Origin of the sequence: Aeromonas sp. Lyrl_2 (assembly GCF_051948815.1) — a bacterium.
GTDB lineage: Bacteria > Pseudomonadota > Gammaproteobacteria > Enterobacterales > Aeromonadaceae > Aeromonas > Aeromonas veronii.
Window position 1 is genome coordinate 157,680 of sequence record NZ_JAYJLJ010000007.1, and the last position, 15,810, is coordinate 173,489.

Annotated in this window: 12 protein-coding genes and 1 riboswitch; of the genes, 6 read left to right on the plus strand and 6 right to left on the minus strand. The window is 60.9% G+C overall.

The features are described from left to right. Window positions 1-55 precede the first annotated feature (55 nt). The gene (locus tag VF684_RS08455) at window positions 56-2,650 is read right to left on the minus strand and encodes a glycosyl hydrolase family 18 protein (RefSeq protein WP_139730838.1); all 2,595 of its coding nucleotides are present in this window, start codon (window positions 2,648-2,650) and stop codon (window positions 56-58) included. Window positions 2,651-2,753: 103 nt separating this feature from the next. Then, window positions 2,754-2,841, minus strand: a riboswitch (cyclic di-GMP riboswitch). Window positions 2,842-3,075: 234 nt separating this feature from the next. Further along, the gene (locus VF684_RS08460) at window positions 3,076-6,531 is read right to left on the minus strand and encodes a hybrid sensor histidine kinase/response regulator (protein ID WP_376899798.1); all 3,456 of its coding nucleotides are present in this window, start codon (window positions 6,529-6,531) and stop codon (window positions 3,076-3,078) included. A gap of 215 nt (window positions 6,532-6,746) precedes the next feature. Here VF684_RS08460 and VF684_RS08465 point away from each other — a divergent pair, with 215 nt between their 5' ends. From VF684_RS08465 to VF684_RS08475, 3 genes are read left to right on the plus strand one after another with little or no spacing between them, the layout of a single operon-like run. Beyond that, window positions 6,747-7,295 carry a DUF2975 domain-containing protein gene (locus VF684_RS08465; protein ID WP_342401008.1) on the plus strand — a complete coding sequence of 183 codons (549 nt, stop codon included), beginning with the start codon at window positions 6,747-6,749 and terminating at the stop codon, window positions 7,293-7,295. Between the two features lie 7 nt (window positions 7,296-7,302). Next, on the plus strand, window positions 7,303-7,512 hold the full coding sequence (locus VF684_RS08470) for a helix-turn-helix domain-containing protein (RefSeq protein WP_005348179.1): 210 nt from the start codon (window positions 7,303-7,305) through the stop codon (window positions 7,510-7,512). Between the two features lie 7 nt (window positions 7,513-7,519). Further along, the gene (locus VF684_RS08475) at window positions 7,520-8,746 is read left to right on the plus strand and encodes a hypothetical protein (protein ID WP_376899796.1); all 1,227 of its coding nucleotides are present in this window, start codon (window positions 7,520-7,522) and stop codon (window positions 8,744-8,746) included. Between the two features lie 77 nt (window positions 8,747-8,823). On the opposite strand, the gene VF684_RS08480 is transcribed toward VF684_RS08475, so the two are convergent. Then, window positions 8,824-9,969, minus strand: a complete 1,146-nt coding sequence (locus VF684_RS08480) for a 3-phenylpropionate MFS transporter (protein WP_201998410.1) — start codon at window positions 9,967-9,969, stop codon at window positions 8,824-8,826. 289 nt (window positions 9,970-10,258) lie between these two features. Further along, complete coding sequence (locus VF684_RS08485) at window positions 10,259-12,364, minus strand: TonB-dependent hemoglobin/transferrin/lactoferrin family receptor (protein ID WP_139442008.1); 2,106 nt, start codon at window positions 12,362-12,364, stop codon at window positions 10,259-10,261. Between the two features lie 193 nt (window positions 12,365-12,557). Between VF684_RS08485 and VF684_RS08490 the strand changes: the two genes are divergently transcribed. From VF684_RS08490 to VF684_RS08500, 3 genes are read left to right on the plus strand one after another with little or no spacing between them, the layout of a single operon-like run. Next, window positions 12,558-13,529: a ChaN family lipoprotein gene (locus tag VF684_RS08490; RefSeq protein WP_139442007.1), complete on the plus strand. Its 972-nt coding sequence runs from the start codon at window positions 12,558-12,560 to the stop codon at window positions 13,527-13,529. Between the two features lie 25 nt (window positions 13,530-13,554). Next, entirely contained in the window at window positions 13,555-14,109 is a 555-nt protein-coding gene (locus VF684_RS08495; RefSeq protein WP_005335255.1) for a cysteine hydrolase family protein, read from the plus strand. Window positions 14,110-14,146: 37 nt separating this feature from the next. Then, window positions 14,147-14,530: a hypothetical protein gene (locus VF684_RS08500; protein WP_005335256.1), complete on the plus strand. Its 384-nt coding sequence runs from the start codon at window positions 14,147-14,149 to the stop codon at window positions 14,528-14,530. 86 nt (window positions 14,531-14,616) lie between these two features. On the opposite strand, the gene hutZ is transcribed toward VF684_RS08500, so the two are convergent. Together hutZ and hutX are read right to left on the minus strand one after the other, a co-directional pair. Beyond that, the gene (gene hutZ, locus VF684_RS08505) at window positions 14,617-15,174 is read right to left on the minus strand and encodes a heme utilization protein HutZ (RefSeq protein ID WP_005335257.1); all 558 of its coding nucleotides are present in this window, start codon (window positions 15,172-15,174) and stop codon (window positions 14,617-14,619) included. After that, window positions 15,171-15,683: a heme utilization cystosolic carrier protein HutX gene (hutX, locus tag VF684_RS08510; RefSeq protein WP_005362516.1), complete on the minus strand. Its 513-nt coding sequence runs from the start codon at window positions 15,681-15,683 to the stop codon at window positions 15,171-15,173. Before hutX ends, hutZ begins: the two co-directional genes overlap by 4 nt. Window positions 15,684-15,810: the final 127 nt, after the last annotated feature.

Genomic DNA, 15,810 nt, shown 5'->3' on the forward strand with positions numbered 1-15,810 from the left:
GCTAAGCGGGGAGAAAAACGGGGCATGACCGGCATGCCCCGCCACCATTCAATGCTTATTTACAGCTGGCGGCCCCCACATCCTGCCAGACGTCGTGTTTGCCGGGCTCATTGCCCTTGGTCCAGTACTGCGCCTTCCACTGACGGCCGTTATGGGTGGTGAGCTCGCCACCGTTGTAGGCCACATTGGCATCCCAACCCAGTTGCACCTTGCTCACCAGCAGCCACTGATCCGCGGTGCGGCTAGGCTCGTTGCCCTGGGTCCAGTACTTGGCCTGCCACACCAGCTGATTGTGGCTCACCTTGTCGCCGCTGTTATAGGTGCTTGCCGCTTTCCAGACTGGCCAGTTGGCCGCATCCGGATCGGTCGCCGTGCAACCACCGCCGCTGCTGGCCGGTTTGACCGTCAGACGGGTTGCCGCACTGGCATCCAGCCCGCCGTCGGAGACGGTGACGCTGAGGTCATAGCCCGTGTCGCTGGTGACGTTCGGGCCGGTGACCACCAGAGTGGCGCTGTTCTGACCCGTTGCGGTGATGCCTGCCGGCACGCTCCACTGATAAGTCAACGGATCACCGTTCGGATCGGAGGCGGTCGCCTTGATGGTCACCTGCTTGCCCGCCTCCACAGAGGCCATAGCAGGTACACTCACCACCGGCGCCAGATTGGCCTGCGGCGCCTTGTTGGTGACAACAACCTGATCCTTGGCACTCAACTGCTGGTCATCGGTCACTGTCAGCTCGAACACCAGATTGATGTCGGCAGTCACGGCATCCAGCACCACGCGAGCTTTGGCCTGAGTGGCATCAAGCAAGCCAACCTGCGGCCCGGAGATCTGCTTCCAGCTATAACTGAGAGCGCTATTTTCCGGATCGTGGGAGGCCGAACCATCCAGCGTCACCTCGGTCGGACCGGTCACCTTGAGGTCATTGCCGGCATTGGCCAATGGCGGCTTGTTGGCCGGTGGCGTGACGCCACTGCCGTGACCCAACCCCTCGTGCATGGCGTTGAGGATGTCGCCGTTGTCGGCATCGATCTCCCAGGAGAAGAGGCCACCGAGCTTGTTGGCCAGCACATACTGCCCCTTGGCCTTGACCGAGCGCTCGTTGTCATAGGTGATGAGATCGCCGGTCGCCGCCTTGAACAGATAGGGCGCCTCGGCCACTTCGTCGTAGCCCTTCTCCCAGCCCGCCCCCATCCGGTTGTTGACGATGTCGCGGTAATCCACCACCCCGTCCTCCCAGGTGCCTTTCACCTTGCCGGTCGCCTTGCCGGTGAAGGGGTTGTTGCCCTGATAACCGCTTACCCCGGTCCAGCCACGACCATACATGGCGGCACCGACCACCAGCTTGCCCGGTTCAACCCCCTGCGCCAGCAGCTGATTGACCGCCTTGTCGGTGGTGTACTTGGTATCGGGATCCCAGCTCGCCGCATAAAGGTTGGTCTGGTGACCGAGCTCGGTGTTGCTCCAGGCACCGTTGTAGTCGTAGGTCATCATGAAGATGTGGTCCATGTAGGGCTGGGCCGCCTTGTAGTCCACATCCTGGATCTTGTCGCCCCCCGCGCCAATGGCCGAGGTGAGCTCATACTGGCGACCGGTCTCGGCCTCCAGCTCGTCGAGCATGGCCCGCAGCTCCTTCATCAGGGCCACATAGGTGGCACCATCACTCGGGCTACCCAGTTTCGGGTTGGCCCCCTGTCCGCCCGGGTACTCCCAGTCGATGTCCACACCGTCGAAGAACTTCCAGGTCTGCAGGAACTCTTTCACCGAGCCGACAAACACGTCACGCTTGGTTTTGTCACCGAGGAAATAGAAGGGGTCGGAGAGGGTCCAACCGCCGACCGAGGGGAGGATCTTGAGGTTCGGATAGGCCTGCTTGAGCGCCATCAGAGCGCCAAAGTTGCCCTTGTAGGGCTCATCATGGGCGGTGAGGTTGCCTTGCGGCATCTGGATGGCGGCCCAGGGATCGTGCATCGCCACCTTGAAGTCGGCGCGACCGGCACACGCCCGTTGCAGCGCCTGGAAGCTCCCTTCGATCTCCTTGAGGCTGTCGTTGAGGCCATCCCCGCCGCAGATGGGGGTGAAGCCATAGAGGATATGGGTCAGGTTCTGGGCCGGGATCTTGTCAACCGTAAACTTGCGGCCATAGACCCCCCACTCCACATAGTAAGTCCCCACCACCTTGCCCGACTTGTTGGCGTAGGGCCTGTTGTACTCCTGCAGCGGCGCCTTGAGTGGCGCCAGATGGCTGCCGTCGGTATCGGCGACCACGATATCCTTGGCATCAGAGAGAGTACAGCCATCGGCGTTGCACAGCGCCACCTGCATCTGGTAGCGCCCCCCTTTCTTCACCTTGAATTTGGCGCTGCCCGCCGCGGCCGAGGGGCCGGACCACACCTCCTGACCATTGAGCAGTACCTTGGCTCTCTGGCCCAGATCGCCGCTCCAGAGGTTCCAGTTCACCTCCACATCGGCGGCATCCTTTACCTTGACCAGATTGTTGTAGGCAGTGGCCGCCTGATCGACTTCAACGATGGAAAACTTGGTGGGGCCCCATCCGATGGTCGGCTTGCCGGGCGCCGCAGCATAAGAGGACGAGGCGCAGCACAGACCGACCGCAAGGGCCAGCATGGTAGGCTTTGGACTTAGCATTTTTTATATTTCCCTATTTCGTTATATTGGCAACGAAAAGGGCTACGCCCTGACAGGTAACGCAGACGGCAGTGCGGCCTCTTGGCAAAGGTGCACAACAACCTGTGGTGGCCCCGCTATCTCAAGTACGGCTCATCCCTGGACCGGAAGCTTTGCGTCCCGATCTTGCGATCGGTTTGCCCTTCGGTTACTTCATTTGCGATGCAAAAAATCGCCTCCCGACTATAGAGTGAGCCAATCCGATCTGCCACTGTCGGCGTTCACCGACAGTGGCAAGCCAATACTGTAACTGGCGACCATTGCGCAGGAAGATGAAGAGATCTTCGCCAATAAATCTCTGTTTTCGGCATTCATCCATGACCAGGGGCCACGGGCTCATTGCGCGGTTTTGTGAGCCGGTTCACGGCTAGCAGCCCCAGCTGCGGCTAGCGCAGCAGCAGACTGTTCATCAGGGCCCGCAGTTTGAGTGGTTTGACCGGTTTGCTGATGTAGCCATACCCCCGCTCGCGGATCTGCGCCTGCAGCTCGCTCTTGCGATCGGCACTGATGATGATGCCTCCCAGATCGTCGCCACACACTCGTTGCAGGGCAGCGAGCGCCTCCAACCCGGTCTTGCCGTCGTCGAGGTGGTAGTCAGAGAGCACCAGTCTCGGCACAAACCCTTGTGCCACCAGCTCCTCGGCTTCGGCCAGATCGACGGCGCAGCGCACCTCGCAGCCCCAACGGCCGAGCAGGGTGCTCATGGCGGTCAGAATGTCCCGCTCGTTGTCGATACAGAGCACGGCTACACCTTCCAGCTGGCTGTCACGCACCACCGGCGCCGCCAGCTGATGAGCCGTGACCGGCCGGGTCGCCAGATTGAGGGTCACCGCAAAGACCGATCCCTTGCCCGGCCAGCTCTGCAAAGTGAGCTGATGACCGAGCACCTGCGAGATGCCGCGGGCGATGGCAAGCCCCAGACCCAGCCCCTGCTCCTTGGCGGTGCGGGAGTGATCGAGGCGGGAGAACTCGTCGAAGATCGCCTCCTGCTTGTCTTGCGGGATGCCGGGGCCGTTGTCCCATACCTCGATGCGGATCTTCTCCCCCATCCGACGGCAACCAAGCAGCACCCTGCCCCTCGGGTTGTAGCGAAACGCATTGGTGAGGAAGTTTTGCAGCACCCGGCGCAGCAGCCGCACATCGCTGTGCACCGCGTGCTTGCTCTCCACCACCGAGAAGTGGATCCCCCCCGCCTGCGCCAGCACGCCAAACTCCGCCTTGAGGTTGTCAAGCAGATCGCGCAGGGCAAAGTCGAGCTTCTTGGCCTTGAACTTGCCCGCTTCGAGCCGCGAGATATCGAGCAGATCGGTGATGAGATCCTCGGTCGCCCCCAGCGCATCATCGATATGGCGGGCGATGCGGGCCTGCTCGCCAGCATCGGGCAACATCTCCAGCAGGGAGGAGGTAAACAGCTTGGCCGCATTGAGGGGCTGGGTCAGATCGTGGCTGACCGCCGCCAGAAAACGGCTCTTGGATTGATTGGCCCGCTCCACCTGCTGGTTCACCAGCAGCAGCTGGCGGTTGAGTTCGGAGAGCTCACGGGTACGCTCGGCCACCCGCGCCTCCAGATGTTCGTTCGCTTCGCGCAGCACCCGCTCGGCATCGCGAAACGGCGTGATGTCGGTAAAGGTCATGACGAAACCACCGGCGGGCATGGGGTTGCCCTGCATCTCGATCACCCGCCCGTCCGGGCGCTCCCGCGCCGAGATATGGGCGCTGCCGCGCTTCATAAAGGCGACCCGCCGCGCCACGTGATCCTCGATATCACCGGGGCCACAGAGCCCCTGCTGGGCGTTGTAGCGGATGATCTCTTCAATAGGACGCCCTGCCTGAATAAGCCCCGGCGGATAGTGGAACAGCTCGATGTAACGGCGGTTCCAGGCCACCAGCCGAAGCTCCCTGTCCACCACCGAAATCCCCTGCCCGATATGCTCGATCGCCCCCTGCAGCAGGCCGCGGTTGAAGCGAAACACGTCGGAGGCTTCATCGACTATGGTGGCGATCTCCTCGAGCTGCATGTTGCGCCCCTGCAGGGCAGAGGCGAGCACCAGCCGTGCCGATGAGGTGCCAAATACCCCCGCCAGCAGCCGCTCGGTGTGGGCAATCAGCTCGGCCGAGGCCTGCATCTGCGGAGCAAGGGTGCCGCCCCGCTCACCGGCGAAACGACCAAAGGCGCGTTTGACCCGGCTTGAGCCGACAAAGCGGGCCGCCAGCATCTCCAGCTCCTTGACCGAGACCCGCGCCTGATAGAGGGCGGCGGTATCGCGGCTCGGCTTGCCGACAAAGTTGGCCGCCTGCAGCCGCTCGCTCACCGCAGGGCGCGACAGCAGCGAGCCTGCCACATAGCCGAGCAGGTTGAAGAGCAGGCTCAGGAAGATGCACCAGGCTCCGAGACTCAGCTCGCGAAACGCGGGCCAGTCCGGCGGCGCCAGCAGCTCGGCCAGCGGTGAACCGGCAAGCAGCCCGCTCTCCACCAGCAGGGTCACGAACCAGAGGCTCACCCCGAGGCTCAACCCAAGATAGACCCCCTTGCGATTGCCGTGACGCCAGTAGAGACCGAGCAGCAGGGCCGGCGCAAACTGGGCCACCGCGCCAAAGGAGAGATAGCCGATGCGCGACAGACTGGTGAGATCGCCGAGCCAGAGGTAAAGCCCCCAGGCCGCCAGCAAGATCAGCAGGATGGCGCCACGGCGCACCTGCAACAGCAGCCGTACCAGCCGCTCGTCGCGTCCCTGCCGCCAGAAGCGGCGCAGCAGCACCGGCAGCACCAGATCGTTGCTCACCATGATCGCCAGCGCGATGGTACAGACGATCACCATGCCGGTGGCAGCCGAGGTGCCGCCGAGAAACGCCAGCATCGCCATGCCATCGAACCCGAGTGCCATCGGCAGACTGATCACATAGGTGTCGGAGGCCATATCGGCCCCCACCCACTGCTTGCCCGCCAGTGCCAGCGGCCAGATAAAGAGCCCCATCACGAACAGGTAGAGCGGGAAGATCCAGCGCGCCCAGTGCAGATCCTGCCCCTGATTGTTCTCCACCACAGTCACATGAAACTGGCGCGGCAGGCAGATAACGGCGCACATCGCCAACACCGTGTAGATGGCAAGCTCCAGCAGGTTACCGGGGCTCACCGCCACCACCTGCGCAAAAAAGTCGCGGGTCACCTGTTCGTGAGCTTCGCCCGGTTTGCTCAGGATCAGCCAGAGGGCAAAGCCCCCCACCGCGATAAAGGCCAGCAATTTGACCACTGACTCGAAGGCAATGGCCACCACCATCCCCCTGTGGTGCTCGGTGGCATCGAGATGGCGGGTGCCGAACAGGATGCTGAACAGCGCCAGCAGCAGAGTGACCCCGAGCGCCAGCTCACTGGTATTGCTGGTCGGGCTGATGCCGCCGCTGTTGACCATCAGCAGATCCAGCCCGGTGACGATGGCTTTAAGCTGCAACACCAGATAGGGGAGGATCCCCATGATGGCGATAAGGGCGATCACCATGGCGAGCCGCTGGGATTTGCCGTAACGGGCGGCGATAAAGTCGGCGATGGAGGTGATGTGCTCGCGCTTGGCCACCAGAATAAGGCGGGCCAGCAGCCGCCAGCCAAACAGAAAGACCAGCATGGGGCCAAGGTAGATGGGCACCGGCGACCAGGGCGATTCACTCGCCTGCCCCACGGTGCCGAAGAAGGTCCAGGAGGTGCAGTAGACCGCCAGCGACAGGCTGTAGAGCAGCGGTTGCCCCTTGAGACGGTGCCGTTTGTGCTTGTCTGCCACGAAGGCGATCAGAAACAGCAGCCCCAGATAGGTGAGCGACAATCCGATCAGCAGCCATCCCTGGTGCATCGATAACTCCTTGTCCATGTTGAGTTTTTGTATACAGCCTCGCCAGTCTAGAGAGGCAGCAGCCAAAAGTCATCCCCTTCGGAGAGATTGAAATTATCGTTTTTCAATAAGTTTTATCTTGACTGTATATCGTAAAACAATAAATATTGCCGATGTGAATATTGATAAACGATAAACTTTACCTTTCAGATAAAACCATCACAGTGAGGAATGAGATGATCTCCAACAAACTCGAACGCTCGAGCATGCTGATCGAATGGCTGCTACTGCTGGCACTGCTGGCGACTCCTTTGATCACCTTGCTGGAGGTGTGGACCCCCTTCGGTGGCGCCGATTTGCTTCAGGAGAAGCTCAACACCATCTTGAGCCGCCCCGGCATCAATCCTGCCGACTATACCCTTCACTTCTCCACCCGGCTGCTCGGCACCCTGGTGCAGCTGTTGCCGGATCTGGTCTTTATGATGATGCTCTGGCAACTGCGCCAGCTGTTTCGTGGCTACCGCGCCGGTCTGCTCTTCACCTTCGAGCAGATCCGCCGCTATCGGCAGATCGGACTGCTGCTCTGTACAACCTTCCTGGTCGAATTGATCCTGACCCCCTTGCTGGATACGGTGCTCACCATGAGAGGCCCGGAAGTACTCGGTACCATAGCGCTGAGTACCTCCGATTTCCGGGTACTGCTGGCGGGACTGATCGTATTGGCGCTGGCACTGGTCATGCGCGAGGCCAAACTGCTGGCCGATGAACAGCAACTGACGGTGTGAGGAACGTATGCCCATTATCATCCGCCTCGATGCCCTGCTGGCAGAGCGCAAAATGACCGCCCGCGAGCTGGCCCAGCGCATCGACATCACCGAGGCCAACCTCTCGATCCTCAAGAATGGCCACGCCAAGGCGGTGCGCTTCTCCACCCTGGAGGCCATCTGCCGTGAACTCAATTGCCAGCCCGGCGATCTGCTGGGCTACGAGCAGGAGCGCTAACCTTCTTATGAGTCGTCATATCACCCTGTTTGCCCTGTGGCTGCTGCCGCTGTGGGCCTGCGCTGGCAATGACGCGAACGGCCCCCGCTACCTTATCGAGCAGGGCGCCAGCGCCAATGTGCTGCAAGTGCTCCTCACCATGCAGGGCAAACCTCCCTTTACCCTGCTCCCCGCTCGTCAGTTGCCGGGCAGTGCCACGCCGGTTTCCCCCGCGCTGGTCTGCCTTGCAGACAACCAGCCGGTTGCCCTCAACCAGCCCTTCTCCTGCAAAGAGGTTGGCTGGCAAATCACGCTCACACCCGCTCCGGCACTGGGTGCAGATGCCTCGGCCCAACAGTCGCTTTTGTTCGCACCCAATCAGTGGCTATTGACCGAGTGGGGTAACTTTGTGCGCCAGATGGGAAGTCGCCAAGGAAGGGTTTGTCTGCCGGATGGCAGCTGCCAACCACTGCCGGACGTCAACCAGCCACCGCTGATCCTGCCATTTGGTCTGCAAACTGTGCCCGTCACCAAGCCGGATCCGCGGCTGGTGCTGAGCCATGACGAGACCGCCAACCAGCTCGATCTGCCGGCCTTGCAGCAACAACTGAATGAGATCATCGACTATCTGGCCTTTCAGCTCGACGTGGCCCCGCCCACTCACCCGTGGCAACTGGTGTGGCTGGGGCGAGATGTGGCGACCCGCTCCCTTGGCGGCGCAGCCGGGGATCCGGTGTTTGTCGCCAACTACCCCACCGAGGCTGGAAAACCAACGCCACAGGCCCCCTTGCGCCTGCTGCGCACCTCGGCCCACGAGGCGGTACATATCCTCAGCGCTCGCCGCGCAACTCCACAGCCCACCTGGATCAACGAGAGCCTCGCCGAATACCTTGCCATCAAAGCGCTGCGCCGCTTTCGGCTGCATCAGGTCACGGCGGTCAACGAGCTGGCCGAGCGGGGCAAACAGCTGCCCCATAGCGAGAGTGGTCTCTATCGGGCGGCTCGCGAGGTGCTGGCGGGCGATCGCTCCTACTACCCGCTCTTTTACGTCAAGGGGAGCGCCTTCTGGGAAGCGCTGGAGCGGGAGTTGCAACACAATGACGTGACGCTGGCGCAACTGCTGCCCCAACTGGGCTGGCTGCCGGATGGCCGCTTTGATGCTGCATCCAATGAGCTGCTTGCCGGCACCATCGGCTCGGATACCTGGCGCCGCCTCAGCCGCCTCAGCCGCCTCTATCTTGGCGAGCAGCAGTAACGCCGCAAACCGCAGCAACGAAAAAGGGAGAGCCGTGGCTCTCCCTTTTGTTAGGTGATGATTCAAATAAACAAATATCAGGCTGGAGCCCTCTCCTGCGCAGAGGGGCGCAGCCGCAGGAAGAAGACCGGCAAGACCACCAGCACCATCAGGAAGAAGATGCCGCCGCCGAGAGGCTCGAACAGCACGCCGCAAAGTGCCATCAGGGCCGCCACCGTCATGCCGAGGCCAAGGGCCGCATAGAGCGCCTGAGTCGGGATCAACTGCTCGGCCGGTAGCTGACGGGTCATAAAGCGCACCGCCCCCAGATGGCTCATACCGAACGTCACCGAGTGGAGCAACTGCCCCAGTACCAGCACCCACAACTCGGTCGAGGCACCCAGCAATACCCAGCGCACCACACAACCGATGGCACCGGCGATAAAGAGACTCTGGGCGCCAAAGCGTTGCAGGAAACGCTTGTCGGCGGCAAACATACAGATCTCCGCCACCACTCCGAGCGCCCAGAGATAGCCGATGATGGTGCCGCTATATCCTTGTGCCTTCCAGTAGATGGCGCTGAAACCGTAATAAGCGGCGTGGCTCCCCTGCAGCAGCGCTGTCAGCAACAGGAAGCGGCGCACCGACGCGCTGCGCAGGGTTGCCAGCAAGGACGCCTTGGCCCGCTCGCCCTGACTATCCTGTGGCGCCGGATAAAGCGGCAGCCAGCTGAGCAGCAGCATCAGCACCAGCCCCGCCACCATGGTGTGCAAAATCCAGTCACTACCGAAGTTGCCCACCAACGCCCCCACCAAGGTCGAGGCGACAATAAAGGCAAAGGAGCCGCACAGCCGCACCTTGCCGTAATCGAGGTGCGCCTGCACCACCATGCGGGTCGCCAGCGCCTCCCCCACTGGCATCAGGGTCGGATAGATAAAGTTCGCCAGCAGGGTCAAGCTCACCAGCCACCAGAGGTTATGACTGAGGTAGAAACCGAGAAAGGCCAGCAGACTGAGCAGAGAGAGCAACCGGGTAACCGGCAGCAGATGGCCCGCCCCCTTGATCTGCCCCATCACCATCAGGTTGCCAGCAAAGCGGATCGCCATCCCCGCCCCCAGCAGGAGACCAATCATCTCGGCGCTGACGCCCCCCCCCTCCAGCCAGAGCGACCAGAACGGCAAGTAAGCGCCGTAGACAAAATAGAAGGCGCCGAAAAAGAGCGCTAACCAGGAGAACGCGGGCATAGATCCTCTGCAACCGGATGACGGGAGCAGAATGATAACCCATCCTCCCCCGCAGATCCCGATGGAAACCCTGCGCAGAAAACGAAAAAACTTCAATAAAATTGAACTATTACCGAAGAGGTGGGGTCTACCTGGTAACACCTCCTCCTGGTTAGTGTTGCAATCCTTCCACCCGCCCATGGCGGGTTTCTTTTTTAGGCAAACATTTGCTCTGCTCCATCATCACAACATGGCTGCGACAAAAAAGGGGCCGAAGCCCCTTTGATCATCTGCGTCTGTTGTTTGCTCTTTAGAATACGTATTTGACCCGTGCACTCAGGTTGCGGCCCGGTTCGGTCATCATGCTGTTATCGGAGCCCTCGGCACGACCGGCGATGCGCTCGTAGCTGGTGTACTCCTTGTCAAACAGGTTGAAGACCCCGACGTTGAGCTGCAGGTCGGTCATCGGGTTGAACTGGGCGTACATATCTACCACACCCCAACCGGCGCTCTTCACGTAATCGTTGCCTTTGCTGTCTTTACGGACTTTGTCCATGTCGTCAGCAAAGCGCAGCGCGGTGTTGAAGTTCCATTGGGACTGTTCCAGACGCACACCGACGGAGCCGTTGAGCGGGCTCAGGCTGTTGATGTAGTTGCCATCCCCATCCTTGCCTTCGATGTAGGCGAGGTTGCCCCATACATTGACGATGTCGTTAAGCCAGTAATCCGCCTTGGCTTCGACCCCTTTGGTGGTCGCCTTGCTCAGGTTCTGGTACTGGTAGACGGCTGTGCGCCCCTCTTTGCCCACTTCCACCATCTCGATGAAGTCTTCGAACTTGTTGTAGAAGCTGGCTACTTCATAGCTGAAGCCGTTGCTGCTGCCACGCACACCGAGATCGATGCCGTCGCTGCTCTCCGGATTGAGGTTCGGGTTGGGCTCGATGCGATAGCCGTACGCCTGATGGTTCAGGGTGGAGAAGGCGCTGTCATACATGGGGGCCTTGAAACCGTGGCTGTACTGGGCGAACAGGTTGGCCGCCTCGTGGGCCTTGAACACCAGACCCAGCTTGGGTGACAACTCCCCTTCGGAGAACTTGTGCAGCTTGTCGCCTGTGTAGGCCGGATCGTTGTCCGGGGTCATCCGGTAGTAGTCATAACGGGCCCCCGGGGTCAGTACCCAGCGCTCGCCAAACTTGATCTCGTCAAAGGCCCACAGGGCGCTGCGCTCGCTGGTGGTAGCCGGGAAACTCAGCTCGTTGTAGCCGACAAAATCACCGGGAGTCGTCGGCCCCTTGTAACGGGTACGTTCGTTGTCGGTGTGCTCGTATTCAGCCCCCCAGGCCAGGCGGTGGTTGGCGACCGCCTTGTGGAACTGCAGCTGGGCGCCGATGTTCTTCTGATCGAACACGTTGTGATCCAGCGAGTTTTTGGTCACATAGGGGTTACCGGGGCTGACCGGATACTTGGATGAGGCGTACTGATCCAGCGTCTGCTTGGTGCGGGCGAAGTAAACCTTGCTATCCATCCGATCAGCCCAGCCTTGATTCAGCGCGATGCCGTGATCCAGCACCACAGAGAGGTTGTCGGTCTGCTTGTCGGTGATGGGCTGATCAAAGACGCGGGCAGTACCGGTACCGACCTTGTTGAGCTTGACCGCATCCGGCTCCTCGCCATCGGTCAGGTAGTCGACGGTCAGCTTGAGGAACTGCTCATCGGAGAGGTTCCACTTGCTCTTGAGCAGCAGGGCGTGGGTACCGATATCGAAGTCGTTCTTGGTGGAGTCGAAATTCTGGGTCACACCGCCATCGCGCCAGGTGTAGCGCAGCAGGTTCTCCACTTCACCAGTGCGCAGGGCGCCGGTAAAGCCCGCCATCTTCTGGTGGCTGCTGGAGGCGTAACCGCTGGTCACGTCCAGATAACTATCCTTGCCCTTGAGGAAATCGCTGGCATCCTTGGTGGTGATGGCAATCACGCCACCCAGCGCATCGGAGCCGTAGGCCGCAGAAGCGGGCCCCTTGGCCACTTCTACCTGCTTGATCATGTCGGTATCGAAGTAGCTCTGACCGACACCGCCCTTGCTGTAGGCATCGTTCTGGCGCACACCGTCGCGCACCACCTTGACCCGGTTTTCACCCATGCCGCGGATGATGAAGGTCTGGGCATCACCCTGACCGCCGAGCACAGTCACACCGGGTTCGTAGCGGAACAGGTCGGCGACATTGGTGACAACCTGCTCTTCAATCTGCTTGGCGGTGATCACCGAGATGGGGCCGGAGACATCTTCCAGTTTTTGCTCCATCCGTGAGCCGCTGACGACCACGACTTCATCCGCCTTCTGGGTGGCAGCAAAGACCTGGGAAGAGAGACCGGCTGCCACGGCGAGGGCAACCAGAGAGAGTGCGTTATGATGGGTCACAGCGAATCCTTATTGAGAACTGTTATCAAACAGGCCGCATATTACCCGGCTCTCGACAAAGATCAACAAGAAACGAAATCATTCTCATTTGTTTTGAACCAAATTGGTTTTACACTGTCGCCCTGTGTTGCCCTTATTCTCTATTAGCCCCCCGAGATGCACCGGCATCCGGGTATATCAGCCGTGAGATCCCATGATTAGACGACTTCCCCTGCTCGCCCTGCCGCTGCTACTGGCAGCCTGTGCCACCCCCACCCAACCGACCCAGTCATCACAGTTGCAGACGCTCTATGACTACCGGCTAAGCAGCGAGGGAGACGCAGACCTGACGCTGAAGCAAGCAATCGCGCGCATTGCCGACGCCGACATCATTCTGGTGGGTGAGCTGCACAGCCATCCCGCCGTGCATCTGTTGCAATCGCGCCTGCTGAGCGGGCTTTACACCGCTGGCCAGCAGCACGGGCGGCCATTGGCCCTCTCCATGGAGCAGTTCAGCCGCGCCGATCAGAAGACGTTGGATGCCTATCTGGCGAATCAGATTGGTGAAGCGGCCTTGATCCGCGAAGGCAACGCCTGGCCCAACTATCCGAGCGACTACCGCCCGCTGGTAGAGTTTGCCAAGGCTCACCGGATGCCGGTGATCGCCGCCAACGCCCCCAAGCCGCTGGTGAGCTGTGTCGGTCAGGAGGGGGCTGAGTGGCTCGACAAACTGCCAGCCACACGTCGCAGCCAGCTGGCCCGCCAGCTGACGCTGGGGGATGACCCCTATCGCCAGAAATTTATGGCCTCCATGCACCACGGCGATGCCGACAGCAACGCCCGCCGCTTCGCCGCCCAGACCAGTTGGGATGACACCATGGCCGAGAGCATGGTGGATTATCTCGCCAAGCACCCGGGCCAGCAGATCATGCATATCGCCGGCAATTTCCACGTCGAGGGGGGGCTTGGGCTCGCCAGTCGCATCGCCAGCCGCAATCCTGCCCTCAAGGTGGCGCTGGTCGTGCCCCGCACAGATGAGACCTCTGTTGCAGATCCCGCAGCCGATGTGCAGGTAACCATCATGCCGCTGCCTAAGCGCTGGCAAAACAGTGACGAGATGAAGCAAGATATGGGCGCGCTGCATCAATCCCGCAGTCGTGACTGCAGCCAGTGGCTGCAACCCTAATCTTCAAGGAAACGGCGGGTAAAATATGGATGTGTTACTGATCATCGATGTGCAGCAAGGCTTGTTCAACGAGCCCCGTTACCGCCAGGAGCAGGTGCTGGCCAATATCAACCGGGCTGCGGCCCATGTCAGGCAGCAACAGGGACGGGTCATCTATATCCAGCATGACTCGCCCCCCGGCACCGAACTGGAACCGGGCACCCCGGGTTGGCAGTTGCACAGTGCGCTGCAACCGGCCAAGGGAGATAGCCGGGTGCGCAAGACGGCCTGTGACAGCTTTCTCGACACAGAGCTCGCCTTCCTGCTGGCCGAGCAGCCGGTCGATCGACTGATCCTCTGTGGCTGCGCCACCGATTTTTGCGTCGATACCACGGTGCGCAGTGCGGCCTCCCATGGGTACGAGGTGCTGGTATTGAGCGATGGTCACACCACCGCCGATCGCCCCCACCTGAGCGCGGCCCAGATCACCGAGCACCATCACTGGATGTGGCGCCACCTCAGCCTGCCGGAGGGACGCAGTGTGACCCTGCTCACCACCGACGAGCTGCTGGCAGTAACACCCGCCCTGCAGCCGTGCTAATCTGCGAGCCTCGCTTCGTTTCTCACTGGAGTCTGTTGTGCGCCTGTTGTCTGCCACCCTGTTGTTGATTGTTCCCCTGCTGTCGGCCTGCTCCAGCTTGCCCGGACAGAAGTATGACGGGCCGGAACCCCTGTTTCTGACCCACATCAACGAGGAGGGGAGCAAGCGGTTCACCTTTGAAGCCGCACCCAACGACACCTTGCCGCGCGGCCTCTCGGCGGCCCAGAGCCAGCGGCTGCTGGAACAGCGAGAGGCGTTGCAGGAGAACCTGCTGACCGAGACCCTGGCGACCAAGCAGTATTGCCGCCAGGGCTACATCGTACTGAGCCAGACCTCCTGGAAGGTGCGGGGAGAGTGCAACGAAACGGCCACCGATGCCGATCGTCGCGCTTTTCCCAACAAGGCCAGCTGGCAGGATTGAACTGGCGGATGAGATAACGCAATAAAAACGGGCAGCCCAGTGGCTGCCCGTTTTGTTATGACGGCTGTCGTGGTCGACAGGGATCGTCAGACCGGCGCATCGGCCGGGCTGGTGAGCTCGGCACCGTTGTCGATGCGCTTGTGCCCTTCCACCAGATGGACGAAATCCACCAGCTCGTCACCGGAGACCGCGAACGCTTGGCCGAAGCCCTTGACGAACAGCCCCTGTTCCGGCTTGAGGCGGAACAGTTTGAAATCCTTGAGGTTGGAGAGACCCTTGATGATCTCGCCAAAACGCCCCTCCAGCGCTGCAACCGCCTTGCTCCAGCGAGCGTCGTCACGGGCAACGACTTCAGCCACCGCATCGAAGGTCAAGCGCTTGCGGGCAAACAGCTCGCGGGCACCGCTCTCATCCTCGATCAGCATCAGGGATACCCGGGGCACCTGTTGCAGGTTGCGGGCGTGGCGGGCGATCTCGGAGATCAGCACATAGTAGCCATCTTCCTGCAGCACAAACGGGGCATAGCTGGCGTTGGGATTGCCTTCACCATCGACGGTGGCGAGCTGCAGGGTGCGGCAGCTGTCGCGAAACTCGCGGATCTCCGGTTGCAGGCGGTTTTGCAGACGCTCCTGACGTTCACTCATGCTTTGACTTCCTCTTGAGAGTTGTGGCGCAGCGCCATAAAACGGGTGACCTGATCGGCCAGCAGCTGGCGTTTCTCGTCGCGACCCAGATAGACCTTGAAAATGCAGCGGCCGGAGTGACCGAAGAACTGGAAGGAGTGCCCCTCCTTGCCCATGAACAGCTTGCTGACCAGCGCAATCCCCGCCACGTTGTCGAGCTTGAGGTGACCATGCAGCTCACCGTCGCGGCCCATCAGGTTGTAGTAACCGCGTGCGTCCTTGCCTTTCGGGAAGGGGGCTTTTACCTCGAAGATGGAACCTTCTGATTCGACGATGGTGGTCACCGGGCCCCAGTCGGCCAGATCTTCCAGCAGACCTTGTGCGCGATCGGCGGGCAGCAGGGTCACCAGCTCGGCGGGCAGATGGCGAACCACCTCCCATTCACTGATGGCAAGCTGGGCCGCCAGGGTGGACGGATGAGCGCCGGGATCCTGCTCCAGCAGCGCGTGAATGCGTTGTGCAATGCTCATGTTTTCTCCCTCTGCGGGACCATCTTGTCCCGCTGTTTATCATGGCGGCTACTCTAATAAAGCACCGAAACCAATGCAATTGATAATTGCTATCATTATCAGTGCATTTTTTCCAAAGCCTTGATAT

What these genes read in the sequence shown, in the direction of transcription:
- VF684_RS08455 (WP_139730838.1), bottom strand. Translation starts at nt 2,650, where the DNA reads ATGCTAAGTCCAAAGCCTACCATGCTGGCCCTTGCGGTCGGTCTGTGC.
- VF684_RS08460 (WP_376899798.1), bottom strand. Translation starts at nt 6,531, where the DNA reads ATGCACCAGGGATGGCTGCTGATCGGATTGTCGCTCACCTATCTGGGG.
- VF684_RS08465 (WP_342401008.1), top strand. Translation starts at nt 6,747, where the DNA reads ATGATCTCCAACAAACTCGAACGCTCGAGCATGCTGATCGAATGGCTG.
- VF684_RS08470 (WP_005348179.1), top strand. Translation starts at nt 7,303, where the DNA reads ATGCCCATTATCATCCGCCTCGATGCCCTGCTGGCAGAGCGCAAAATG.
- VF684_RS08475 (WP_376899796.1), top strand. Translation starts at nt 7,520, where the DNA reads ATGAGTCGTCATATCACCCTGTTTGCCCTGTGGCTGCTGCCGCTGTGG.
- VF684_RS08480 (WP_201998410.1), bottom strand. Translation starts at nt 9,969, where the DNA reads ATGCCCGCGTTCTCCTGGTTAGCGCTCTTTTTCGGCGCCTTCTATTTT.
- VF684_RS08490 (WP_139442007.1), top strand. Translation starts at nt 12,558, where the DNA reads ATGATTAGACGACTTCCCCTGCTCGCCCTGCCGCTGCTACTGGCAGCC.
- VF684_RS08495 (WP_005335255.1), top strand. Translation starts at nt 13,555, where the DNA reads ATGGATGTGTTACTGATCATCGATGTGCAGCAAGGCTTGTTCAACGAG.
- hutZ (WP_005335257.1), bottom strand. Translation starts at nt 15,174, where the DNA reads ATGAGTGAACGTCAGGAGCGTCTGCAAAACCGCCTGCAACCGGAGATC.
- hutX (WP_005362516.1), bottom strand. Translation starts at nt 15,683, where the DNA reads ATGAGCATTGCACAACGCATTCACGCGCTGCTGGAGCAGGATCCCGGC.